Source organism: Flavobacterium microcysteis, assembly GCF_006385255.1.
Classification (GTDB): domain Bacteria; phylum Bacteroidota; class Bacteroidia; order Flavobacteriales; family Flavobacteriaceae; genus Flavobacterium; species Flavobacterium microcysteis.
The window spans coordinates 80,702-105,771 of the sequence record NZ_VFJE01000054.1 but is presented as its reverse complement, the minus strand read 5'-3'; the positions used below and the strand labels follow the sequence as shown (position 1 = coordinate 105,771).

Genomic DNA, 25,070 nt, shown 5'->3' with positions numbered 1-25,070 from the left:
AATCGGAACCAGATGAAAAAAATATTACTCCTTATACTTTTTACAGGCTTTTTAAATAAAGCAGTGGCCCAGCAGGATCCTCAATACACTCATTATATGTATAATTTAAGTGTAGTGAATCCGGCTTATGCAACGGCAACACCAGAAGTACTGAATTTAGGTGGATTGTACAGAACACAATGGGTAGGTGCTGTTGGAGCTCCCAAAACATTTACCTTTTTTGGACATATGCCGGCAAGCAAAAATGTTGAGCTCGGACTTTCTTTTATTTCGGATGATATAGGTGACGGAGCAAAGAAAGAAAACAATATATTCGGAGATTTTGCTTATGTACTGCAATTGAATAGCAAGCACAGGCTGTCTTTAGGAATAAAAGCTGGTGTGACTATTTTTGAAACTAACTTTAATGGTTTTGTGTTGGAAAGCGGCTCGAACGGTACTGATCCGGCTTTTGCCCAAAATATCAATAGCGTTTTCCCAAACCTTGGTATCGGGGCGTTTTATTTTACAGATAACTACTATGTCGGATTGTCAACTCCCAATCTTCTGAATACAAAACATCTTGAAGAACGACAGGGAATAAACCGTTTTGGCTCTGAAAATGTCCATGTTTTTTTTACCGGAGGTTATGTTTTCCAGATCAACGAAGACCTGAAATTAAAACCATCCTTTATGGCAAAAGGAGTTAAAGGCGCTCCGGGTGTGGTTGATGTTTCTGCAAATATTTTATTGTATGATAAGTTTGAGCTGGGTGTTTCCTATAGGCTTGATGACGCTGTCTGTGGATTGCTTAATGTAAAAGTCACGCCCGATTTAAGAATAGGATATGCGTATGATTATACCACAACCAATTTAGGACAATTCAATTCAGGAACGCACGAAGTGTTTTTGCTGTTTGACCTGAACTTTATGAAAAAAGGATATGACAAGTCTCCAAGATTTTTTTAAAATGGGAACCATGAAAAAAATAGTGTATACGCTAATTGTCATTCTTAGTCTTCAGAATGGGAATGCGCAGGATTTAAAAAAAGCAAATGCTTATTTTGAAAGGACATTCTATAGCGAAGCCATTCCGTTATATGAGAACATTATTAAAGACAATCATAGTTTTGAAGTTGTAAGCAATCTGGCGAACGCTTATTATTATACCAATGACCTAAAAAATGCCGAAAGATGGTATCGTTTTCTTTTAAAGAATTATAGTGCCGATTTTGGAGAAGATTATTATTTCCGATACATGCATTCGTTAAAAGCAATAGGGAAATATGAGGAAGCCAATGCTTTAATACGGAGTAGGATAGATCTTAATGGTAAAACGGATGAAGTTGCAGCATTTGATAAACAGCTAGCAATTCTGGAAAATATTGCAGCATTAGGAAATCGTTTTGAAATCAAAAATCTGGAAATCAATACCAAAAACTCAGATTTCGGAGCAGTCAGAAGAGGCTCGGATTTGATTTATTCATCGCCTAGAAAAGACAGTAAAGTCTATAAATGGAATAATGAAAACTATTTGGATTTGCATATAATTCCAATTGAGAATGTAAAAAAAGGCGATTCGATAGCAAAAGACTTTTCCAATTCGATAAATACTAAAATGCATGAATCGAATGCTGTCTTTACCAAAGATGGTAAAAAAATGTATTTTACCAGAAACAACTTTAACAATGGAAAAAAAGGAAAGGACCAGAAAAAAGTTTCGCACTTGCAGATTTTTAGCGCTGAATTTGAAGATGGAGAATGGAAGAACATAAAATCATTACCATTCAATAGCGATGATTATTCCACAGAACATCCTGCTTTAAGTCCAGATGAACAGACACTTTATTTTGCTTCGGATATGCCGGGAAGCAAGGGTTCTTTCGATATCTTTTCTGTAGATATTAACGAAGGAAAATTTAGCACGCCAGTAAACCTAGGTTCCGATATAAATACGATACACAAAGAGCAATTTCCTTTTATTTCAAAAGATGGCAAGCTTTATTTTTCATCTGATGGTCATGTAGGATTTGGCTCGTTGGATGTATTTGTATCTGCTAAGAACAATGGCGAATTTTCAAAACCAATAAATGTTGGTTTTCCTGTCAATTCAGAATATGATGATTTTGCTTTTACTATTGACCCGGATACAAAAGAAGGTTATTTTTCTTCAAACCGAACAGGAGGCAAAGGGAATGATGATATCTATCAGATCAATGAAATCAAACCGTTAGTTATTGAAGATTGCAAACAGTTGATTTCAGGTGTGATTACAGATGAAATTACAAAATTGCCTTTAGAAGGAGCTTTGGTTGTGCTACAAAACTCAGAGAAAATAGAAATCCAAAGAAAAATTACTGCGGCAGATGGGAAGTTCCTTTTTGATGCAGCCTGTGAATCTGCTTATACGGTTTTGGCATCCAAAGAGAAGTATACTGATAATTCCAGAAGTTTGAAATTATCCAAGGAAAGGAATAAAAACAACGATGCTTCTATGCCGTTAAAATCGGTAGCAGCGATAAAACAAGAACAGGAAATTGCCTTGCAACAAAAGAAAAAGGATGATGAAGTAGCAAAGCAAAAAGAAAAGGAATTGGCTGAAGTCAATAAAAAGAAACGTATTGAAAAGCTTCTGGCGGATGAGAAAGATGTAGTAAGAGATAAAGACAGGTTGCTGATTAAAACAGAACCTATTTACTTTGATTATGACTTATGGTATATCCGTAAAGAGTCTAAACCCATATTAAATAAGGTAATCGCCTTGATGAAAAAATATCCGGATATGGTAGTAGAAATAGGTTCACATACTGATGTACGAGGTAATAACAAATACAATCTTGATTTATCCGACAAAAGGGCTGCTTCTACAAGAGAATATTTTATAGAGCAGGGCATACCAAACAGCAGGATTTTTTCACGTGGTTATGGCGAAACGGTACAGATAGTAAAATGCATACCGGAAGAATCCTGTTCAGAAGAACAGCACGAATTAAATAGACGTAGTGAATTTGTCATTAAAGGAATATAAAAAAACCGCCTTCTGGCGGTTTTTTGTTTTTAGGATCTTACTTTGATGAGGTCAGCTTCTTCATTTTGGACTTTTAGCTCCAGTTCTTTGATTTTTACTTCCTGTTTGCTGATCTTGATTTCTTCTTCCTGGATTTCAATTGGAGTAAGCTTGCCTTTGCCTTTCTTTTTATCCAGTTTGACTTTGTTTTTCTCCAAAGATTTTTTCTCATTGGCAAGTCTTGTCTTTGCTTTTAAAACGTCCTTTTCTGCAGAAAGGATTTTTTTCTGTCTTTTTTCAAAATCATTCTTTTCACGTTCCATTTCTTTTTGAGCTTTTTCAAACTTGCGCTGTTCTTTTTCGAATTCTTTGGCTTTCTTTTCAGCTTCTTTTAATGCTTTTTCTTCAGCTTTTGCCTTTTCTTCGAGCTGAGCCTGTGTTACTATTGGCTCTTGCACTGTTGCCGTTATAGCTGCAGAATCTTTAACTGCTGCTGGAGTTTCATGATTTTCTTGGGCAGATAGTGTTTGAATTGCCGCACATAAAATTGAGGTTAAAATAATTTTGGCTTTCATAAATAATTGTAATTTAGTTAGCGATTTCGTTTGCTGGTAAATATAACAAACACCATTCTGAAAAATAAAAATATAACACAGATTTCGATAAATGACTAAAAAAACCGTTTTATATGCAATAGTATCAGTGCTTGTTGCAATTGTATATTTTTTAAAGAGCAACAACCTAAAAACGACTGGCGATAAGAAAACTTCAGAAATTTCAATTCCTGAGCCAAAAGAAGATGTAATTGTAGCTGAAGACCCGATTATAAAAGAGGAATATTTGCCTACATCCACTACGAAGCAACTGGTAGTACATCCAAATTTTACATTGTCGTATTACGAAAAATACGAACAAGCAGAATGGGTATTCTATGAAGCCAAAGCCTTTAATGCAAGAAAATCTGATTATAAAAGACCCTTTTTTATACAAGATCCTTTGGTAAAAACAGGTTCGGCAGATTGGAAGAACTATAAAAATTCAGGCTATGATAAAGGGCATTTGTGTCCGGCAGGCGATATGAAATTTTCAAAGCAGGCTTTTGACGATACTTTTTATACCTCTAATATTTCTCCGCAGAAAAAAGATTTCAATGCCGGTGTATGGAATAGATTGGAACAGAAAATACGCTACTGGGCTGATAAATACGATGGGATTTATGTAGTAACCGGAGGTGTGCTGTCTGATGGATTAAAAACTATTGGAAATGAAAAGGTAGCCGTGCCAAACTATTTTTATAAAGTCCTTTTGGATGTTGACAACGGACAATATAGAATGATTGGCTTTTTGGTGCCGCATGAAAACAGCTCAAAACCATTGTATGAATTTGTTGTGCCTGTTGATGAAATTGAGCGTATGACCGGTATAGATTTCTTTCCCGTATTGCCTGATGCTATAGAAAATAAATTAGAAAAAAGTAACGATTACAAAGCCTGGAGCTTTTAAGACTTTACCATTCATTTACCTTATTCGCATCCATCTTAATAAAAATAAATAGCAGGATACTGAAGGCAAAAAGGCTCGATCCTCCATAGGAGAAGAAAGGCAATGGCACTCCAATTGTTGGGAATAGCCTAATCAACATCGTAATATTTACAAAGAAGTGGGCAAACAGGAAGGTAGCGACACAATAGCCATAAACCCGGCTGAATTTAGTCTTCTGGTTTTCGGCTAAATAAATAATACGCAAGAAAAGAAATACGAATAACGCTATTACGATAACAGCACCTATAAATCCCCATTCTTCTCCAACCGTTGTAAAGATATAATCGGTGTGCTGTTCAGGAACAAAGCCACCTTTGGTTTGAGTACCTTCTAAAAAGCCTTTTCCAAACCATCCACCTGAACCAATAGCAATCATTGATTGATTAAGGTTATATCCTTCATTTTTCATGTCGACATTTTGCCCGAATAATACATTAATCCTGTCCTTCTGGTGGGCTTCAAGTACATTGTCATACACAAAATCTACAGAGTAGGTAAAACCGGCAATCAGAACAAAAATAATTGATGAGGCTAATGGATTTCTGTTGATTCTTTTGGAGAGTATGAATTGGACGAGTATAACGACCAAAGCTATAAGCAAGACAAAGTGCGGCTCAATAAGCAGTGACATAAAAAATAAAAGTACGGCCAGGAATCCGGTCCATAAATACCAAGCAGGCAATCCTTCACGATACAATACAAAAATCAGGGCAACAAAAATCATTGCTGTTCCTGTGTCATGAAGCAAAATAAGCAATAACGGAACGCCCATAATGGCAAAAGCCTTTAACTGGTCGTTAAAGTTTTTCAGGTTAACCTGAACATCACTCAGGTATTTTGCCAAAAGCAAGGCTGTTGAAGTCTTGACGAATTCTGAAGGCTGCAAGGTAAAACCACCTATACTATACCAGTTGGTCTGTCCCTTAATGGTTTTTCCAAAAACAAAAAGTCCGAGTAAGGACACTAATCCGATAATATAAAAGACAAAAGCGTATTTCTCATAAATTTTGGCATCGACCGTAAGAACGACCAAGACCAAAGGAACGGTAAGACAGATAAAAAGAATCTGCTTTCCGTAAATCTGACTGATATCAAAAATAGAGGTCTGCTCCAATGGCAATGAAGCAGAGTAAATGTTGAGCCATCCCATGATTACCAAGGTGATAAACAGGAGTATGGTAATCCAGTCGATATTACTTGTTACGCTTTGGTTTTTCATTTACTATTTATTGATTTATTCGGAATGGCTGGCCGCTGGTTACTTTTGCATATTCACTTTGAAGGCTTCCTTCCAGCATTCGTTTCTCTAAGTCAGTACGCGTAATTTTTCCACGAAGGTATTTTTCCAACATTAAACTGGCAATTGGTCCAGCCCAACGTGCTCCCCAATATCCGTTTTCTACGAACACGGCAATGGCAATTTTTGGATTGTCTTTTGGCGCAAAGGCAACAAAAATAGAGTGGTCAGTAAGCTGTGTAGTTACGCCATTAATTTTTGTTTTATTTTCTGCCGTTCCTGTTTTTCCACAAATATCGATTCCTTCTACTCTTAGAGAACGAGCGGTTCCTTCATTATAAACAGCAAAAAGACCTTCGATTACAGGCTTGAAATACTGTTTGTCAACAGTAGTGACATGCTTGGTCGTATACTTTTTATCAATCGTGTGATTCTTGATTTTCTTGATGATATGAGGCGTATAATAGTAGCCTTCATTAGCCACAGCTGCCATCATATTCGCTAATTGTATCGGAGTAGTAGAAACTTCTCCCTGACCAATAGAATTGGAAACAATAGTTGTACTTCTCCAGCCTCCATTTGGATACCAGCGCTTATAATATCTTGAATCCGGAATATGTCCTTTTCTTCCTGCCGGAAGGTCATAACCCATAAAGTTTCCTAATCCAAAACTCTTTAAGTGATTACTCCATGCATCAACACCATAAGTAGGTTTTGGATATTTGTTAATCGTTCTCATGAAAACATTCGCAAAATAGGTATTGCAAGAATGTGCGATTCCGGTATGAAGATTATTATCGCCGGCATCGTGACATTTCATAAAGGCGCCACGACCATAGGAAAACCCATGACTACAATGGAAAGTCATATTCTCGTCAATAACTTCTTCCTGTAAGCCAATTAGTCCTGTCATGATTTTGAAAGGCGATCCGGGCGGATATTCAGCTAAAAGTCCTCGGTCAAACAAAGGCATGGCAAGTGTGTCCTGACTAAGTTTTAAATAATTTTTCGAACGGTCTCTTCCCACCAAAATAGCAGGGTCATACGATGGTGCAGAAACCAAAGCTAGAATTTCTCCTGTTTTTGGTTCTAAGGCAACAATTCCACCACGCTTGTTTATCATCAGCGACTCACCGTATTTTTGAAGCTCGATGTCTAATGAAAGCGTAACATCTTCACCTTGTACGGCAATCGTGTCATAAATACCTTCTTTATACGAACCAATATCACGGTTAAAACGGTCTTTCTGGATGTATTTTACTCCCTTAGTCCCACGAAGAAATTCTTCATAGACTTCTTCAACACCTTGCTTTCCAATTAAATCACCACTTTTGTAGTACGGATTCTTCTTGATGATGGCATCGTTTACTTGTGCGATATATCCAAAAACATTGGCAGCAGCATTGACCTGATAATCCCTGAGCGAACGTTTCTGTATATAGAATCCCGGGTATTTTCTGATTTTTTCCTGAAAGCCGGCATATTCCTTTTTGTTTAGTTGAGGTAAGAATACAGACGGAAGTCTTGGACTATAGATGGTCGCTTTTTTGATTTTGGTTTCGTATTCTTCTTGTGTAATCTTTAAAAGCTTACAGAATTCCGGAATATCAATATCCTTAACATCTTTTGGGATAACCATGACATCATAAGAGGGCTGGTTTGCAACCAAAAGAACACCATTCCTGTCAAACATATAGCCACGTTCAGGATAGTCGTATTTTATCTTAATCGCATTATTGTCAGACTTTTTGATAAAGGAATCGTCAATAATTTGAAGATAAAAAAGCCTGGCCACAATGACAATTGCAGATACAATTATTAAAGTTGGAAGAAGAACTTTTCTCATCTTTTGGCGTTAGGCTTAAATATATAAATAATTACGATACAGAGTATTAATGTGAAAATCGAACTGAACAGGGTTCGCAATAAAATATTAAATATAAAACTCAGCTTGAAAATTTCTAATAAGAACAGTATAATATGATGTGTAAATACTGAAATCAAAAGAAATGAAAACCGTTCAGGAGTCAGCTTGTCATTAATCTTTACAGTCTGATACTCATAACTCACTCCAAAAGAAAACTTGAAGAAAGTTGGTCTTACATAGGCCAGGATAACGCAGGCAGTGGCATGCACGCCTCCGGAATCGCAAAACATATCCATAATAATACCCAGTAAGAAACTTGCCAGTAACAATCCGGCTCTGTTTCCATTTACAGGATAAAGAAGAATGAATAAGATGTATGGATATGGATTTACATAACCCCAGAAGTCGATTTCATTAAAAACCAATACCTGTGCTGCAAGCAAGAGTATAAATCGGGCGATATTTAATAATAGCGTACTATTCATTTTTTACTTCCGTTTTAGCCTCTAATTCTTCAATTTCTTTTCGTTCATAATTTTCAAGCACATATACATGGCCAAGATTAGTCATGTCGTTGAAAAGTCGTATGTTCAGGGTAAAGTAATTTGTTTCTTTGTCAGTATAAATCTTATCAATCACACCAATATTTATGTTTGGAGGGAAGGTAACGGATTCATTTCCGGTTACAATCGTGTCTCCTTTTCGAACATTAGCCAATCGAGGCACATCGATTAGTTGTACGTAACCCGTGTTTTTTCCATCCCAGCGCAATGTTCCAAAATGGTTTGATTTCTTGATACGGGCATTAATTTCTGATTTGACATTCAAAATACTGATAACCGTAGCATAGTTTTTTGAAGTGTGTTCTACAATTCCGATAATTCCTAAACTGTTAACCACTCCCATATCTGGTTTTATTCCGGCTTTAGTTCCGGCATCTAATGTCAGGTAATTCTCTTTTACGTTATAGGAGTTTTTAATGACCTTGGCTTGAACGATATTGATATTCCCGTAACCTTTTAAACTATCTCTGACTACTATTCCGGAAGAATCCTTAGCATTAAAAAGCATTTTTTTGAGATACGCATTCTCTTTAGCAAGCTGTTCGTTCTGGGTTTTTAGATTCAGATATTCCTGAACATTATGGATTCTTTCATAGACTCCACCAGTAATAAAATTAGCAGAAGTCACCGCCTTGCTTCGATGATAGGAATGAGATTGTATGGTAAGCACTAACGAAATGCCCAAAAGCAGCAAAAACAGCAACCTGTTGCTGTTTTTAAGTATAAAATTAAATATTTGCTGCATGAACTATGCTTGTTATTTTATTAATATGCTTCTGAATTTTGGGATGTTTTTAAGTGCCATTCCCGTCCCTCGGACTACCGCTCTCAATGGATCTTCTGCGATGTATACCGGAAGGTCGGTTTTTTGTGAAATTCGCTTGTCTAATCCTCTCAGCATTGAACCTCCTCCTGCAAGATAAATCCCTGTATTGTAAATATCGGCTGCCAATTCCGGTGGTGTTTGTGACAAAGTCTCCATAACGGCATCCTCAATTCTTTGAATGGATTTGTCTAAGGCTTTGGCAATTTCTCTGAAAGAAACCTCTACCTGTTTTGGTTTTCCAGTCAGCAAATCACGACCTTGAACCGACATATCGTCTGGCGGGCTTTCCAAATCTTCGATGGCAGCACCGATCTCAATTTTTATTTTTTCAGCAGTACTTTCTCCAACGAAAAGGTTGTGCTGAGTTCTCATGTAATAAACGATGTCATTGGTGAAAACGTCACCCGCAATCTTTACCGATTTATCACATACAATTCCTCCAAGAGCAATAACCGCAATTTCAGTAGTACCACCACCTATATCAACAATCATGTTTCCTTTTGGCTGCATGATGTCAACTCCAATACCGATAGCCGCAGCCATTGGTTCGTGAATCAGATACACTTCTTTACCGTTAACACGTTCAGCCGATTCTTTTACCGCTCTCATCTCCACTTCCGTAATTCCGGATGGAATACAGATTACCATTCTCAAAGCAGGCGTAAATAATCTTTTCTTTAACGCAGGAATACTTTTTATAAACATACTGATCATCTTTTCAGATGCATCAAAGTCAGCAATAACCCCATCTTTCAAGGGCCTTATCGTTTTTATGTTTTCATGGGTTTTACCTTGCATCATGCTTGCTTCTTTACCAACGGCAATAATTTTGCCGGATACTCTGTCGCGAGCTACAATTGATGGGCTGTCTATCACAACTTTGTCGTTGTGAATAATCAGGGTGTTAGCGGTACCAAGGTCGATCGCAATGTCCTCGGTCATGAAATCAAAAAATCCCATAAGTAAATTTAGGGTTTAAAAATGTTTATAAAATTTTAACATGCAAAGTTACATAATTTAATGTTTGAAATGACGAGTTCCAGTAAATACCATTGCAACTTTATTTTCGTTGCAATAATTGATACTTAATTCGTCTTTTATAGAGCCACCTGGCTGAATTACAGCAGTAATTCCGGCGTTATGAGCAATTTCTACACAATCAGGGAAAGGGAAAAATGCATCACTTGCCATCACGGCACCTTTCAAATCAAAATTAAAACTATTTGCTTTTTCTATTGCTTGTTTTAAAGCATCAATACGTGACGTTTGTCCTGTTCCTGATGCGATAAGTTGTTTGTTTTTTGCCAATACGATTGTATTTGACTTTGTGTTTTTGCAGATTTTTGACGCAAACAACAAATCTTCAGTCTCTCCTGAAGATGGGGGAGTTGTAGTAACGGTCTTTAAGTGCTCTTTATTGTCTGTTACATTGTCTTTATCTTGCACTAACAAACCATTCAGACAGGTACGAACCTGTTTCTGTGGTAGTTCGATATCGTTTTGGACTAAAATAATTCTATTTTTCTTTTCAGATAGTATCTCAATCGCAGCTTCGTCATAGCTTGGAGCGATGACAACTTCGCAGAATAGCTGGTTGATTTCTTTTGCCGTATCCACATCGATTTTTCCATTAGCAATAAGAACACCTCCAAATGCAGAAGTAGGATCGCCTGCTAATGCATCAAGATATGCTTCTTTCATCGTGTTTCTTGTTGCCAATCCGCAAGCATTGTTATGCTTTAAGATAGCAAAAGTTGGATTGTCTTTTTTGAATTCCAGGATAAGGGTTACGGCTGCATCAACATCTAGAAGATTGTTGTATGACAATTCTTTTCCGTGCAGCTTTTTGAACATGGCGTCAAAATCTCCAAAGAAAAACCCTTTTTGGTGGGGGTTTTCTCCGTAACGCAAGATTTGTCCATTCGCAACGCTTTCTTTATAAACCGTATCGTCGGTGTTGAAATAATTAAAAATAGCCGTATCGTAATGAGACGAAACGTGGAACGCTTTTGTAGCGAAAAGTTTTCTGTCTTCTAATGTCAGCGCTCCGTTTTGCTTAGTGATTACATCTAAGAAATCTGCATATTGGTCAACTGAAGCTACAATTACAGTGTCTTTGAAGTTTTTTGCAGCAGCACGGATTAAGGAAATACCACCAATATCGATTTTTTCGATGATATCGGCTTCCGAAGCACCTGAAGCTACCGTTTTTTCAAAAGGATATAAGTCAACAATTACCAAATCGATTTGTGGAATCTGGTATTCTTCCATTTGCTGAACATCACCTTCATGGTCTTGACGGTTTAGGATACCGCCAAAAATTTTCGGATGCAATGTTTTTACCCTGCCTCCTAGAATTGAAGGGTAAGAAGTTACATCTTCTACAGGCACTACAGGTATTCCTAGATTTTTGATAAAATCTTCTGTTCCTCCGGTAGAATAAAAGGTTACATTTTGCTCATGCAGTTTTCTCACGATTGGCTCCAGTCCGTCTTTCGAAAAGACTGAAATCAAGGCCGATTTGATAGTTTTTGAAGTACTCATTGTGTAGTTGTGTTTAAAGGTGCAAAAGTAGTTATTGTAACTTTAACTATAAAACAATAAATACATGTTTTTTAGGTTTTTTTCAATATTTATTTCGAGTGGCAGTTTAGGCTTTTTGAAGCTGTTTTTGTGCTCAAATTTGTGTTTGGGAAATTTTGTTTTAAAGGTTTGGGAGGAATACATCCTTATCGTTTTTCTTTTAACAAGAAATGTAGAAGTTTTTTTAGGAAATTGTATTAAAATTACTGAATTTTACAGAGACTCAAATTCAGCTTTATGGTTGTATATCTACGCTTGCTGCGAGAAAGTTTTGGCTTTGCCCTGAATGCGTTACGCAATAATAAATTGCGGACCATTCTTTCGCTTCTTGGTGTGACCATAGGGATTTTTTCTATCATTGCCGTACTGTCGGCAGTTGATTCTTTAGATAGGAAAATTAAAGAGGACATGAGTACTTTGGATAAAAACACAATGTATCTGAAGCGTTTTTCTTTTGGTCCTTCTGAGGTACCTCGTTGGAAAAGAGAGCAATATCCGGATGTTACTTATGAAGAATTTGATTATCTCAAGAATGCGGTCAATGGTATGGATAAGTCAACCTATCAGCTGTTTACCAAGCGTGAGATTATCAAATATGATGATAAGACCGTTAGTGATGTGAATATTGTTCCGGCCACTTATGAATTTGTTGAAATCCAGCCGCAGAAAATAAAAGAAGGTCGTTTTTTTAATGAATCGGAATCCAATTCAGGAACCGCAGTTGCTTTAATTGGTTATGAGGTTGCGAATAGCCTTTTTGGAAATAGTGACCCTATAGGAAAAAAAATCAGGTTGTACGGACAACGATTTACGGTAATCGGCGTGTTGGAAAAACAAGGACAGGGAATGTTTGGCGATAACAATGATATCTCAGCTTTTATTCCGGTCAATTTTTTAAGAAATAAGTTTGGAGACCATAATGATTCTATGACGCCTATCATTATCATCAAGCCGAATCCGGGAGTTGATATTGATGCATTTAAAGGCGAAATCATTCAAAAATTACGCAATAAGAGAGGGTTGAAAGTAGGAGATGACGATAACTTTTTTATTGATGTCTTGTCAGGTTTTACAGATCTCATTGATGGAATAGTAAGCGGAATGAATGTTATTGGATGGTCTATATGTGGCTTTTCGCTTTTAGTTGGCGGATTTGGAGTAGCCAATATTATGTTCGTGTCAGTAAAGGAGCGAACCAACCTGATTGGGATTCAGAAATCTTTGGGCGCAAAAAATAAATTTATCTTATTGCAATTCTTGTTTGAAGCCATCATATTGTGTTTGATGGGCGGAATTATAGGCTTATTATTGGTTTGGGGCTTGGCTGCTTTATTAACCAATGTGTTGGAATTCAAGTTTGTGCTTGGATTTGGAAATATAGCACTTGGAACCAGTCTGGCGGCTGTTATAGGCTTGGTATCCGGAATATTGCCGGCTATTTCAGCTTCCCGATTAGATCCGGTTGAAGCCATCAGAACAGGAATGTAAAAGCAAAAAAATAGATATAAAAAAATCCCGATGTTTTCATCGGGATTTTTTTGTCTTAATTTCTTATCGGATAGGATTGTTAAGAATCAAATCCAAATATAAGTTGATCTTGTTTTTTAGCTCTTTTCTAGGCGTTATAAAATCTAAGAATCCGTGCTCTAATACAAATTCAGCAGTCTGGAAACCTTCTGGAAGATCTTTTCCTGTAGTGTCTTTTACAACACGAGGTCCTGCAAATCCAATCAATGCTCCTGGCTCAGATATGTTCACGTCACCCAACATGGCATAAGAAGCTGTTGTTCCTCCCGTAGTAGGATCTGTACATAACGAGATGTATGGGATTTTAGCTTCAGCCAATTGTGCTAATTTTGCAGAAGTTTTTGCCAACTGCATCAAAGAATAAGCAGCTTCCATCATTCTGGCTCCTCCTGATTTTGAAATCATTAGGAAAGGAATGTTGTTTTTGATAGAATGGTCAATTCCTCTTGCGATTTTTTCACCCACTACAGCTCCCATAGAACCGCCAATAAAAGCAAAATCCATACAGCAAACTACCAGGTCTTTTCCTTTTGATTTTCCTACAGCTGTTCTTACCGCATCTTTCAGCTTGGTTTTTTCCATAGCATCTTTCAGACGGTCTGAATATTTTTTAGTATCCACGAAATGTAATGGATCCTTTGATGTCATCTTAGCATCCAGTTCTTTGAATTCGTTATTGTCGAACAAAATTTCGAAATATTCCTTGCTCCCAATTCTAACGTGAAAACCATCTTCTGGGCTCACATATAAATTTCGTGCTAATTCATCTGCATCTACGATTTTTCCGGTAGGCGACTTATACCAAAGTCCCTTAGGAACATCTTTCTTGTCTTCTGTAGCGGTTGTAATTCCTTTTTCTGTTCTTTTAAACCAAGCCATAATATTTTTTAATTATGAATTATAAATTATGAATTAGGGATAACGCAATTCGTAATTTGTAATTTTGAATTTATAATGTATTTACGTTGTTCAGGTCTTTGAAAGCCTGCTCTAATCGGGTATTGAAAGTAACTTCTCCTTCACGAATCCATTTTCTTGGATCATAATATTTCTTATTTGGAGCTTCAGGCCCTTCCGGATTTCCGATTTGTGTTTTTAAATAGTCAACATTCTTAACGATATAGTCTCTGATTCCTTCCGTGAAAGCAAACTGCAAGTCAGTATCGATATTCATCTTGATAACTCCGTATCCAATAGCTTCTCTGATTTCTTCCAAAGTTGATCCAGAACCTCCGTGGAATACGAAATCTACAGGATTGTGTCCTGTGTTGAATTTGTTTTGTACGTACTCTTGTGAGTTTCTAAGGATTTTTGGCGTAAGCTTTACGTTTCCTGGCTTGTATACGCCGTGAACGTTTCCAAAAGCAGCTGCGATGGTAAATCGCGGGCTGATTTTTAGAAGCTCTTCATAAGCAAAAGCTACTTCTTCAGGCTGCGTATATAATTTTGAGCTGTCTACATCAGAATTGTCAACTCCGTCTTCTTCTCCACCTGTGATTCCAAGCTCGATTTCAAGAGTCATTCCTAATTTAGACATTCTTTTTAAGTATTCTTTGCAGATTTCGATGTTTTCTTCAATCGGTTCTTCTGACAAATCAATCATGTGAGAGCTGAAAAGTGATTTTCCTGTTTCAGCAAAATGTTTTTCAGAAGCATCCAAAAGTCCGTCAATCCAAGGTAATAATTTTTTTGCACAGTGGTCTGTATGCAAAATAACAGTCGCTCCATAAGCTTCTGCCAATGTGTGGATGTGTTTTGCTCCTGCAATGGCTCCTGCAATAGCTGCTTTTTCGTTTTCGTTAGATAAACCTTTTCCAGCATTGAAAATAGCACCTCCATTAGAGAACTGGATGATAACCGGAGCTTTTAACTTTGCAGCAGTTTCTAAAACGCCATTGATTGTGCTTGAGCCAGTTACGTTTACAGCAGGCAATGCAAAACCTTTTTCTTTTGCGTATTTAAAAATCTCTTGTACTTGATCACCGGTTGCAACTCCAGGTTTTATATTATGAGCCATTGTGTTTTTTGTTTAGAGTTAAAGGATACAAAAATAATAATTTCTGAAATTAGAATGGGTAATTAATTCCAATATTTAATACGGAGTGGCCTAAATTGTAATCTTTAAACCATCGGTTTCCCACTTCTTTGGCAGGGTCGTAGGTCTTGAAGCCTATATCCAGACGGATAACGAAGAAGTTGAAATCATATCGAAATCCAAAGCCGGAACCCACCGCAATGTTTTCTAAAGAGCGTATTCCTGTGAAAGTAGATTTTGGATCTTTCACATTATCCAATACGTTCCAGATGTTTCCAGCGTCACCAAAAATGGCTCCATTTAGTTTTCCTAGCATTTTGAATCGAAGTTCTGCGCTATATAAAATCTTTAAGTTGGCTTCGTTAAAGTCGTTGATACTTCCGCTGCTACCAGGCCCTAAACCATAAGATTGCCAAGCTCTGTTGTCATTGGAACCACCTGCAAAATAACTTCGGGAAAACGGAATGTTGTCTGAATTGCCATAAGGAATGGCAATTCCGAAAAAGGCTCTCATAGCTAGTACTCTGTTACCGGATAATCCCCAGTGTTTTATAAAATCAAGTTCTCCTTTTATATATTGTGAATATTCAATTTCGAGTATAGTTTTATTACCCAAAGCATTTTTAGGCTGCTTGGCGATATCTGAAATTAATCCTAAAAAGTTTCCGGCCGACTCTATTTTTGTCTTGAAAATCCAGAAATTATTGTCAAGTAGGTCGGTTTTTGTGTTTTTGGTAAACGTATAACTGGAAGCAAAAATCAGGTTGTTTTCGGTTAATCGGTCTTTTCTTTCAGAAATACTTTCTATAACTCTTAAGTCTTCAGGACTTGTTGTGATTGTTGGATTAGGGCCGGTCACATCCTGAAGGAATCCATTGGTACCGGATTCAATAATCAGATTTCCGCTGGCATTGAAATAATCAGGATTAACCTGGCTTGCATAATCCCTGGCTACGTCATTCAATCTTCCGTAAGACGAACGATACACATTAAAATAGTTTGCCTTATTGATGTTTTTTACATATTGGATGTTGAATAAGTCAAAACGGGAAGTTGTGTTTCGTTTTGGCGTCCAGGTATAATACATCGAAGCAGTCAGATTCTCCTTGTCCAGACCTATGTTCTGCTGTTTTGCAAAACCAAGGCTGAAAATAGTGTTAGGAATCATGTTTTTCGCAATAATCTTGTCCGTATTAAAAGGAGAAAAGAATCGCGGAACATTTAACTTAACATCGGCACCATATTCTGATAAATTGAAAAATACGTTGTTTGGATTGGCAATTCCTAAATCTGTTGAGGAACCAATATTCCCCCTAAGCGAAAGCTCTAATGTTTCCGCACCTCGGAAAAGGTTACGGAATGTTCCTGTCATGCTGCCCGAAATACCAAAGTTCTGAATATTGGAATGCGTCACGTCGGCTGAAGCACCAAAGCTAAATTTCTTTCGGGGCGTCAGGTAGATATTTGCAATAAGTGAAGATTCGTTAACATCTGTTGAATCTTCTACAAATTGAATGTTTGGGTAATTGAAAACACGGAGGTTGTTCAGTGACCTGGAGGTTGCAGTCCTTCGGAAATCGGCATAAGTACTTCCTTTTGAAATAAAAATAGCATCAGTCAGCGCTTTAGGTCTGTAGCGCAGCTTGTCCTTGCTGTAAATATTAAAGTTGTTGTAAGTAGCACTGTCAGCAACTTTAATCCTATTATTGTTAGAAGGACTGTCTGTAAAAATATTTACTTCGCTAATTTTATAAAGCTTGAAAGGCTTTGTGATAGTAGTGTCTCCAACTCGTACATTTCGGTCGGATATCTTCAGGTTTACATTGGTTTTATGGTTTGTGTCAATAGAGTCACAAACAAAATTAATGTTTGTAGGCTGAAAATAATACGCTCCGTTATTTCTGAAGTTTGTGGTAATACGCTCACGCTCGGCCTCAAAGTTTACAGATTTGAATTGTTGTCCAGGTATAACAAGCGTTTTGTTTTTGTTTTTTTCATACAACGAATCCAGTGCTGGTGTTTTGATTTCTCTGGAAAGAGAATCAATAATATAGGGTTCTCCTGTAGTTACGGTATAGTGTATTTGTCCTTTTTTATTAGGAAGCGTATCTATTTTATAGGATGTTTTTGCATTAAAAAAACCGTTATTGAAATAGTAGGCACGTAATCTAGCAGTCGATTTCTTGGCTCTTGCTTCATCAATAATCACAGGAGGTTCACCAGTTCTTTTTAAAAAGTTATGGATGCCGGAATAAAAAAAGGAGTTTCCTAAACGTTCTACCTGTTTCTTGGAAAGTAATTTAGAGAGGCGTTCGTACTTTTTTGGATTGGCTTTCATTTTTGCCTTAAAAGAAGAATCCGGATTTTGTTTTGCAAGATTGTATAAATTCAATCGTAAATTATATCCCAAAATGGTACTGTTGGGCTTTTGGTATAGAAGATTGTTGATCGCCTCATCTTTTGTGATCTGATCATTTACGAGAATTTCATTCTTTGTTAAAAGTCTTTTTCCTTCCGGAACTCTTTTTACAGTGTTACAGGCGGCAAATATGATTCCTATTAGAATAAATAGTGATATTTTTGTACTTATCTTTTTCAAGTGTCGGGCATATTTAATTCAAAAATACATTTTTTATGGTTAGCAAAAACCAAATAAAATTAATAACGAGCTTACAGCAGAAAAAATTTAGAAAAGAGCATCAATTATTTTTTGCCGAAGGGAAAAAAGTGATTCAAGAACTGATCCATTCTAATTTTTTTCTGGAAAATTTGTTCACAACTACGGCATCTTTCCCGGAGGTAAATCCAAAGAAGATACTGCCCATTTCTGAAAGCGAACTGAAAAAGATCAGTGCCTTGACCACGCCTAATGACTGCCTTGCCGTTTTTAGGATGCCGGAATCTAAAAGTATAAGTGAAACAGGATTAATAGTTGCATTGGATGATATTCGTGACCCTGGAAATTTAGGAACTATCATACGTTTATGTGATTGGTTTGGCATTTCCGAATTGGTCTGTTCTGAGGAAACGGTTGATATTTATAATCCTAAAGTGGTACAGGCTACTATGGGGTCGATTGCACGAGTGAACGTTACTTATGTGAATCTTGAAAAGTTTATAGCTGAAACGACTTTGCCTGTTTTTGGTACGTTTATGGACGGCGATAACATTTATAAGTCTGAACTTCCAAAAGAAGGTGTCATTGTTATGGGCAATGAAGCTAACGGAATTTCATCTCAAATAGAAAAAGCGGTCAATCATAGGATTGCTATTCCAAGATTCGGAAATCTGCAACAGACAGAAAGCCTGAATGTGGCTACTGCTACCGCTATTATCCTAAGCGAATTTAAAAGGAGCTAAGTTTATTGGAAAGTAAAATTGATAAAAACGCCTCGGGTTTTCATTGATGACACGTTTCCTGTCCATGGGCTGTTTGGATCGTTGTCACGAATCAATTCATCATCCAGTCCAAATACGCCTCGAATAGAAGGAGAAAACTTGAAATATTCTAAATATAAATCAACACCAAATCCTAATTCGTAGTTATTCGTCCATTGTTTCATTCTGAAACGGTTGTTTACGTTGTCTTCTTTTGATTTTGAATTACTGCCCAGGTTTAAGGAAGTTGAAAGACCGCCAACTAAGAAAGGACGAACGTTTCCGGTTCTCAAAGAAGAAAACTTTAATAATAAAGGGAAATGGATATAAGTTGATTTTACCTGTCTTAATGCGTCGCTCTGATCTTCAAAACCGGTAAATTGCAGATCCCTCTGTGTATAATATAGTCCCGGTTCAAAACGAAGGTCAATATATTCATACAGTCTTAAGTTCCCTATAAGTCCTACGTTAAATCCCGTAGTTCCTTTTACCTGAATGTCTTTGCCGGGTTGCTTGTAATCCAATTTAAAGTCATAAGCATTGAATCCAAGGAAGTAGCCCCAATGAACACGCTGCTTATCCCAGTTTTCTAAATTGATAATAGGATCTTTGCTGAACAGGTTGGTGCCGAATTGCGCCTGACTATTCAGAGAAAAAGCTAAAAGAAGAATCGCAAATATTTTTTTCATATTTATTTCTTAGACGCAGAATAAATTGTTGCAACTCCAAAAGTTTGTGGTTGATCTGCAACTTCTATAAACCCAATTTTTCTCAAAATATTGTTCAATGCTTCGCCAAAAGGGAAAACTGAAGCTGATTCTGAAAGATAGCCATAGGCAGCATTGTCTTTTGAAAACAGCTTTCCTATAAGCGGAAGGATCTTTTTTGTGTAAAAACTATAGAATTGTTTGTAAGGAGATTTTGTTGGATTGGAAGTTTCCAAAATGACAAAAACACCGCCCGGTTTAAGAACACGGAGGATTTCCGAAAGTCCTTTTTCCAGGTGTTCAAAATTTCGGACACCAAAGGCAACAGTAATAGCGTCAAAAGAATTGTCCTCAAAAGGCATATTTTCAGAATCTGCCTGAATCATTTCGATTCTGTTAGACAGGTTCTTGGCTTCGATTTTTTTTCTTCCAACTTCCAGCATTCCTGCAGAAATATCAAGGCCGATTATTTTTGAAGCATTGGTCTGCGACATCAATATGGCTAAATCTCCTGTTCCGGTAGCAATATCCAAAATAGTTTCCGGTTTTTTTGAGGCTACAATCTTTAGTACTTTTTTTCTCCATTTGATATCGATACCAAAAGAGATGACACGATTTAATCCGTCGTATTTTCCGGAAATCGTATCAAACATTTGTTCAACCTGCTCTTTTTTTCCTAAAGACGAACCTTTATAAGGAGTGACGTTCTCTGACATTTTCAATAGTTTGCGCAAAGATAAACTATTATAGTTGATAACAAAAAACATCAATTTAATATGCGTTCAAGTTATTTTAAGAAAAGATGAACAAAGGGTCACTAAATTAGGTTAGAAAAAAATTTACCAAAATTAGGCGATTGCGCTGCATTTGTATATTGTGCAATTTTACAATGTTAAACATAACAATTCAATCTCATGTTTTCAAGGTTATTAATAGCAGAACTGAAATGGGTACTACTGGCACTAGCTATCTCATTTTTTCTTGTGAACAGTATCGACGGTGGCGTTTTTCGAAGCGACACTGAAATTGGGGTGCCACAAACGTTCTTAGGGTTAAATTTGTTTTTGGAAATTTTAGTTTTTTTCGTTTTTAGTACCTTTGTGGTATTTGGTATTAAAGGCTTTTTTGAGATGTATTCTCGAAAATTTGCCAATGTCATTATCTTCATCTCTGGAGTCTTGATGGCGGCACTAATATTTATTTTAAGTTATCAGATACTGTCTATAGAGTAGTTGTTTTCTGAGAAAATAGCATTGAATAGTTTAACTATGAACATCCTGAAATTTTTCAGGATGTTTTTTTTTATTTTCTTGTGAAAGTCTGAAAACTGAAATCAACCTTGTGTTTTTCATCTGCTGGATGGTATTCTTCAGAAATCAATTCCCATTCGTTACGGTTTATTTCAGGAAAAAACGCATCGGCTTCAAACGATTCGTGAACTCTTGTGAGCTCGATTATATCGGCAAACGGCATTCCGAGGTTGTAGATTTCGCCTCCACCAATAATAAAAATATCTTCTTCTTTAGGGCAGGCAGCAATAGCGTTTTCCATGCTATCAACAACAATACATCCTTCTTGAGTATATCCTTTCTGACGGGTAATGATTACATGTGTACGGTTAGGTAAAGGTTTTGGGAAGCTTTCAAACGTTTTTCTTCCCATGATGATGTGGTGTCCGGTAGTGATTTCCTTAAATCGTTTGAAGTCGTCCGGTAGGTGCCAAAGCATGGCATTGTCTTTTCCAAGGGCATTATTTTCTGCAGCAGCAGCAATTAGGGTAATCATCAGGAAGGTATTTTAAGATTGTGGATTGTTGTCAATTTTTGACTGCATTTGCTGTATTTTTCGTTCTTGTTTTGCGACCAGCTTATCGATTTGGGATCTTTCCCAGTTTTTGTTCATAAAGCTATCAGTGATAAATACTCGTATAAAATGAAGAACAAAGATAAATGCCCAGATAATGATGGCCCATAAATCCCAATTGGAGCCAGGATAAAAATCGAGGTCTAATACTCTGTGAATGATGAGGAAAAAAATACTTCCAACAAAGAACAGGATAAAGTGGAAATACAGACGTTTTTTCTGTTTCATCCTGCGACGGGCATATTCGTAGAGTTCGTGTTGGTTATTTTCCATACGATAGAAATTTGATTTTAAAGATAAGACTTATTTTTAAAATTTAAAAAAGCTGCAGGAGAATGTTTTTATTACTCAACGTGAATAGCTATTGGGAGAGCTAAAGAGGCTCTGGCGGTCATGCCTCTAATTTTTCCTGGTTTCCATTCGTTATACTTTTTTATAATTCGTTTGGCTTCCCTATCTAATTGCCCACCTAAACCTTTTAGTATTTTTATACTGGTAACCGATCCGTCTTTTTCAACGATAAAACTCACTATGATTTTGTCGTTGATAGGAGTGATGTCATCCTCGATATGAAAATTTGTGGAAACAAATTTATAGAAGTTTGGCATTCCTTTAGTAGGTTCCGGGTTTTCAAAGATTTCACGATATGGGTATTTTTGAGAATCGGAATCTGTACTTTCACCAGAAACAAGGTCTCCTTCTTTATAAAATTCTATAAAAGTAGCTTTTGTTTTAGTGTTGCTGCCTTTCCATTCGCCTTCCTTAAGACCATTTTTTATTTTGCCGCTCGATTTTCCACCATACATTTCCTCTTCATAGGTGCCATTTCCGTTTTTGACAGTCTGTTTTCCTGTGGCATCATAAAATTGACTGATTTTTAAATTCCCGACTGTTTTTTCTTTTTCAAAATACAGGGCATCCATTTGCAGTTTTCCATTTTCATACCATGTTTTGTGAGGACCTGTAGGATTTGAATTCATATAATTTCCTTCACTTTTTTTGTTGCCGTTTTCGTAGTATGTTGTAAATTTTCCGGTTATGTTAAAACCAAGGCTATCGATGGTTTTTCCTTCTCCGTATAGTTTTCCAGAACGATAATAATTCCGTATCTCATAGGACTCGCTGGGAATATTGTAGTTTTTTACAATCCTGTAGTATTTATAATCTTCTTTAACCGTTGGGTTTTCTAGTGAATCTAAGAAAGTCTTTTTGTCTTTGACGTCTTGTGCCAATAGAAATATAGGCATCATTAAAAATAACGCCGAAAGTATAGCTGATTTCATAAAATGCAAATTAATTTAAATAGCAACCGCTCCTTTTATATGAGGATGCGGCTCATAGCCTTCTAAAGTAAAGTCCTCAAATTTGAAGTCGAAAATGTTTTTGACTTCTGGATTCAGGATCATTTTTGGTAAGGGTTTTGGATCGCGGGAAAGTTGCAATTCCAATTGTTCTATATGATTGTTGTAGATATGTGCATCGCCAAAAGTATGGATGAAATCTCCAGGTTTCAAATCGCAAACCTGAGCAATCATAAGGGTTAATAGCGCATAAGAGGCAATGTTGAAAGGCACTCCTAAAAAGATATCGGCACTTCTTTGGTAGAGTTGGCAGGATAATTTACCATCTGCTACGTAAAACTGAAAGAAAGCGTGGCAGGGTGGAAGTGCGACTTTTCCGTTGGCAACATTTTCAGCAAAAGACTTTGAAGTGTCTGGCAAAACAGATGGATTCCATGCAGAAACCAGCATTCTTCTGCTGTTTGGGTTGGTTTTTAAAATCTCAATCAGCTCTGTAATCTGGTCGATTTCCTCGCTGTTCCAGTTTCTCCATTGATGGCCATAAACCGGACCAAGCTCGCCATTTTCATTTGCCCATTCATCCCAAATTTTTACGCCATTTTCATTTAAATAGCCAATATTGGTGTCGCCTTTCAAGAACCACAATAGTTCGTAGATGATCGATTTAAGATGCAGTTTTTTGGTGGTGACCATAGGGAAACCTTCAGACAGGTCAAAACGCATCTGATAACCAAAAACGCTTTTTGTACCGGTTCCGGTTCTATCTCCTTTTTGTGTCCCTGTTTCAAGAACATGCTTTACTAAATCTAAATATTGTTGCATCTTTCTAGGCTTTAGGCGGTTTTAATACGTTGTAAAGAAATTCAATTAAGATTCTCTTTTGCTAATTTCATCTCGAATTTTAGCGGCCTTTTCATAGTCTTCATTCTGTACGGCTGTTTCCAGCTGTTCGTGCAATTCAGACAGGCTAAGTTTTGCATAGGCATCACTTGCTTCGTTAGATTCTTCCATACCAAATGTTTCAGGATTGGAAAGAACATCTTCTATTGAATCTTGATTCTCGCTTTCCTGTGGATTTGTTTTTAAGAAAATCCCGGCCTTGTCTAAAATGTTTTTATACGTAAAGATAGGAGCGCTAAAACGTAGTGCCAAAGCGATGGCATCGGATGTTCTGGCGTCTATGATTTCCTCGATCTTATCTCTTTCGCAGATGATACTTGAATAAAAAACACCGTCGACAAGCTTATGAATAATGACCTGTTTTACTATAATATCGAACCTTTCGGCGAAATTTTTAAACAAGTCATGAGTTAACGGCCTTGGCGGCTTTATCTCTTTTTCTAAAGCAATAGCAATTGATTGAGCCTCAAAAGCGCCAATTACAATTGGCAATTTTCGCTCTCCGTCCACTTCATTTAAAATCAGCGCATAAGCGCCATTTTGTGTTTGGCTGTATGAAATTCCTTTTATGGTTAGTTTTACTAAACTCATTTATAAGGTCTATGTTTGTTTGTTGTTTTTTAAAAGGCTTGAACTGAATCTTTCGATATTCAAAGGGCAAAAATAATAAAAAAAAGGGCTATCTAAATTTGGATATTCCTATCTAAATTTAGATAGCCCTAATATGGGCACAATTTAAAAAATTATTTACGAATTATTTGCCTTGAATTCTTTTAATTTTTCCGTGAGTTTCGGAACGATTTCAAAAGCATCTCCAACTACACCGTAATCGGCTACCTTGAAGAATGGTGCATCTGGATCCTGGTTGATAACAACTTTCACTTTAGAAGAGTTGATTCCCGCAATATGCTGGATAGCTCCAGAGATACCAATTGCAATATATAAGTTTGTGGCAACAGGTTTTCCTGTTTGTCCAACGTGCTCACTGTGAGGTCTCCATCCTAAGTCAGAAACTGGTTTTGAGCAAGCTGTAGCAGCACCTAAAACGGCAGCTAAATCTTCAAGCATGCCCCAGTTTTCAGGTCCTTTTAATCCTCTACCTCCAGAAACTACAACCTCTGCATCAGCAATGGTTACTTTTCCGGTTACTTTTTCAACATTTTCAACTTTTACTCCAAAATCAGCATCACCAATTGATGGAGCGAAATCTTCCTGAGCAAGAGAAACAGCATTTTCGAAAACTCCATAAGAGTTTTTAGCCAATCCTAGAACTTTTACATCTGTATTGATTTCTGTAATGTTGAAAGCTTTGTTTGAGAATGCATTTCTTCTAACCTGGAAAGGAGAAGTGCTAACTGGTAATCCTACTACGTTTGAAGCGTATCCTGCATTTAGAGAAACAGCAACAAGAGGAGCCAGGTATAAGCTGTCTGTTGTAGAAGAAAGCAAGATTACTTTTGTGCTTTCTTTTTGAGCAGCTTGTTTGATAACGTCGGCATAAGCCTTAGCTGTGAATTTTGATAATTTATCGTCGTTTACTTTCAGTACCTTATCGACTCCGTATTTTGACAATTCGGAAACGTCTCCGGCATTGATAGTTACAGCTGTAACGGTTGTGCCTAAAGATTCTGCAACTTTTTTACCGTAAGAAGCTAACTCGAAAGCTACTTTCTTGAATTTTCCTTCTGCAGATTCTGCGTATATTAATATTGACATGATAATTTATGATTTGTGATTTATGATTTGGAAAGGCAA

The 25,070-nt window shown here is 36.9% G+C and carries 23 protein-coding genes; 5 read left to right on the top strand and 18 right to left on the bottom strand.

From position 1 onward, the window contains the following. Positions 1-12 precede the first annotated feature (12 nt). Both FJA49_RS09460 and FJA49_RS09455 read left to right on the top strand, forming a co-directional pair. On the top strand, positions 13-948 hold the full coding sequence (locus tag FJA49_RS09460; protein ID WP_140000738.1) for a PorP/SprF family type IX secretion system membrane protein: 936 nt from the start codon (positions 13-15) through the stop codon (positions 946-948). A gap of 10 nt (positions 949-958) precedes the next feature. Further along, positions 959-3,007, top strand: a complete 2,049-nt coding sequence (locus FJA49_RS09455) for an OmpA family protein (protein WP_140000737.1) — start codon at positions 959-961, stop codon at positions 3,005-3,007. 29 nt (positions 3,008-3,036) lie between these two features. Here FJA49_RS09455 and FJA49_RS09450 read toward each other — a convergent pair whose 3' ends face one another. Beyond that, entirely contained in the window at positions 3,037-3,561 is a 525-nt protein-coding gene (locus FJA49_RS09450) for a hypothetical protein (protein ID WP_140000736.1), read from the bottom strand. A gap of 91 nt (positions 3,562-3,652) precedes the next feature. Here FJA49_RS09450 and FJA49_RS09445 point away from each other — a divergent pair, with 91 nt between their 5' ends. After that, positions 3,653-4,489, top strand: coding sequence for a DNA/RNA non-specific endonuclease (locus FJA49_RS09445; RefSeq protein WP_140000735.1), 837 nt, complete (start codon positions 3,653-3,655; stop codon positions 4,487-4,489). A 4-nt stretch (positions 4,490-4,493) separates the two neighbouring features. On the opposite strand, the gene rodA is transcribed toward FJA49_RS09445, so the two are convergent. Genes rodA through purH form a run of 6 tightly spaced genes read right to left on the bottom strand, consistent with a single transcriptional unit; the run spans position 4,494 to position 11,565 of the window. Then, a complete protein-coding gene (gene rodA, locus FJA49_RS09440) occupies positions 4,494-5,747 on the bottom strand; it encodes a rod shape-determining protein RodA (RefSeq protein ID WP_140000734.1) in 1,254 nt (417 codons plus the stop codon). A 7-nt stretch (positions 5,748-5,754) separates the two neighbouring features. Further along, on the bottom strand, positions 5,755-7,611 hold the full coding sequence (mrdA, locus tag FJA49_RS09435) for a penicillin-binding protein 2 (RefSeq protein ID WP_140000733.1): 1,857 nt from the start codon (positions 7,609-7,611) through the stop codon (positions 5,755-5,757). Further along, positions 7,608-8,117, bottom strand: coding sequence for a rod shape-determining protein MreD (locus tag FJA49_RS09430; protein ID WP_140000732.1), 510 nt, complete (start codon positions 8,115-8,117; stop codon positions 7,608-7,610). The genes mrdA and FJA49_RS09430 overlap by 4 nt, the downstream gene beginning before the upstream one ends. Continuing rightward, complete coding sequence (gene mreC / locus FJA49_RS09425) at positions 8,110-8,940, bottom strand: rod shape-determining protein MreC (protein ID WP_140000731.1); 831 nt, start codon at positions 8,938-8,940, stop codon at positions 8,110-8,112. Before mreC ends, FJA49_RS09430 begins: the two co-directional genes overlap by 8 nt. 12 nt (positions 8,941-8,952) lie before the next feature. Continuing rightward, positions 8,953-9,981, bottom strand: coding sequence for a rod shape-determining protein (locus tag FJA49_RS09420; RefSeq protein ID WP_056072239.1), 1,029 nt, complete (start codon positions 9,979-9,981; stop codon positions 8,953-8,955). A 57-nt stretch (positions 9,982-10,038) separates the two neighbouring features. Beyond that, a complete protein-coding gene (gene purH, locus FJA49_RS09415) occupies positions 10,039-11,565 on the bottom strand; it encodes a bifunctional phosphoribosylaminoimidazolecarboxamide formyltransferase/IMP cyclohydrolase (protein ID WP_140000730.1) in 1,527 nt (508 codons plus the stop codon). Positions 11,566-11,841: 276 nt separating this feature from the next. On the opposite strand from purH, the gene FJA49_RS09410 reads away from it, so the two are divergent. Then, a complete protein-coding gene (locus FJA49_RS09410) occupies positions 11,842-13,092 on the top strand; it encodes an ABC transporter permease (protein WP_140000729.1) in 1,251 nt (416 codons plus the stop codon). 63 nt (positions 13,093-13,155) lie between these two features. Here the strand turns inward: FJA49_RS09410 and accD are convergent, their stop codons facing one another. The 3 genes from accD to tamL form a co-directional block, all read right to left on the bottom strand. Next, positions 13,156-14,010, bottom strand: a complete 855-nt coding sequence (gene accD, locus FJA49_RS09405) for an acetyl-CoA carboxylase, carboxyltransferase subunit beta (RefSeq protein ID WP_140000728.1) — start codon at positions 14,008-14,010, stop codon at positions 13,156-13,158. Between the two features lie 70 nt (positions 14,011-14,080). Continuing rightward, entirely contained in the window at positions 14,081-15,148 is a 1,068-nt protein-coding gene (fbaA, locus tag FJA49_RS09400) for a class II fructose-bisphosphate aldolase (protein WP_140000727.1), read from the bottom strand. Between the two features lie 49 nt (positions 15,149-15,197). Next, on the bottom strand, positions 15,198-17,765 hold the full coding sequence (tamL, locus tag FJA49_RS09395) for a translocation and assembly module lipoprotein TamL (RefSeq protein ID WP_140000726.1): 2,568 nt from the start codon (positions 17,763-17,765) through the stop codon (positions 15,198-15,200). A 35-nt stretch (positions 17,766-17,800) separates the two neighbouring features. Between tamL and FJA49_RS09390 the strand changes: the two genes are divergently transcribed. Beyond that, positions 17,801-18,526 carry a TrmH family RNA methyltransferase gene (locus FJA49_RS09390; protein ID WP_140000725.1) on the top strand — a complete coding sequence of 242 codons (726 nt, stop codon included), beginning with the start codon at positions 17,801-17,803 and terminating at the stop codon, positions 18,524-18,526. Between the two features lie 2 nt (positions 18,527-18,528). Here FJA49_RS09390 and porT read toward each other — a convergent pair whose 3' ends face one another. The 8 genes from porT to FJA49_RS09345 form a co-directional block, all read right to left on the bottom strand. Next, positions 18,529-19,233, bottom strand: a complete 705-nt coding sequence (gene porT, locus FJA49_RS09385) for a type IX secretion/gliding motility protein PorT/SprT (RefSeq protein ID WP_140000724.1) — start codon at positions 19,231-19,233, stop codon at positions 18,529-18,531. Positions 19,234-19,235: 2 nt separating this feature from the next. After that, positions 19,236-19,967: a bifunctional demethylmenaquinone methyltransferase/2-methoxy-6-polyprenyl-1,4-benzoquinol methylase UbiE gene (ubiE, locus tag FJA49_RS09380; RefSeq protein ID WP_140000723.1), complete on the bottom strand. Its 732-nt coding sequence runs from the start codon at positions 19,965-19,967 to the stop codon at positions 19,236-19,238. Between the two features lie 586 nt (positions 19,968-20,553). Beyond that, positions 20,554-21,036 (bottom strand): dihydrofolate reductase, encoded by a 483-nt coding sequence (locus tag FJA49_RS09370; protein ID WP_140000722.1) that lies wholly within the window; start codon positions 21,034-21,036, stop codon positions 20,554-20,556. 12 nt (positions 21,037-21,048) lie between these two features. Continuing rightward, the gene (locus FJA49_RS09365) at positions 21,049-21,387 is read right to left on the bottom strand and encodes a 2TM domain-containing protein (RefSeq protein WP_140000721.1); all 339 of its coding nucleotides are present in this window, start codon (positions 21,385-21,387) and stop codon (positions 21,049-21,051) included. A 71-nt stretch (positions 21,388-21,458) separates the two neighbouring features. Further along, complete coding sequence (locus FJA49_RS09360; protein ID WP_140000720.1) at positions 21,459-22,397, bottom strand: energy transducer TonB; 939 nt, start codon at positions 22,395-22,397, stop codon at positions 21,459-21,461. A 15-nt stretch (positions 22,398-22,412) separates the two neighbouring features. Beyond that, a complete protein-coding gene (locus FJA49_RS09355; protein WP_140000719.1) occupies positions 22,413-23,237 on the bottom strand; it encodes a thymidylate synthase in 825 nt (274 codons plus the stop codon). A 45-nt stretch (positions 23,238-23,282) separates the two neighbouring features. Further along, positions 23,283-23,906, bottom strand: coding sequence for a bifunctional nuclease family protein (locus tag FJA49_RS09350; RefSeq protein ID WP_140000718.1), 624 nt, complete (start codon positions 23,904-23,906; stop codon positions 23,283-23,285). Between the two features lie 156 nt (positions 23,907-24,062). Continuing rightward, a complete protein-coding gene (locus FJA49_RS09345; RefSeq protein ID WP_140000717.1) occupies positions 24,063-25,031 on the bottom strand; it encodes an electron transfer flavoprotein subunit alpha/FixB family protein in 969 nt (322 codons plus the stop codon). Between the last annotated feature and the right edge of the window lie 39 nt (positions 25,032-25,070).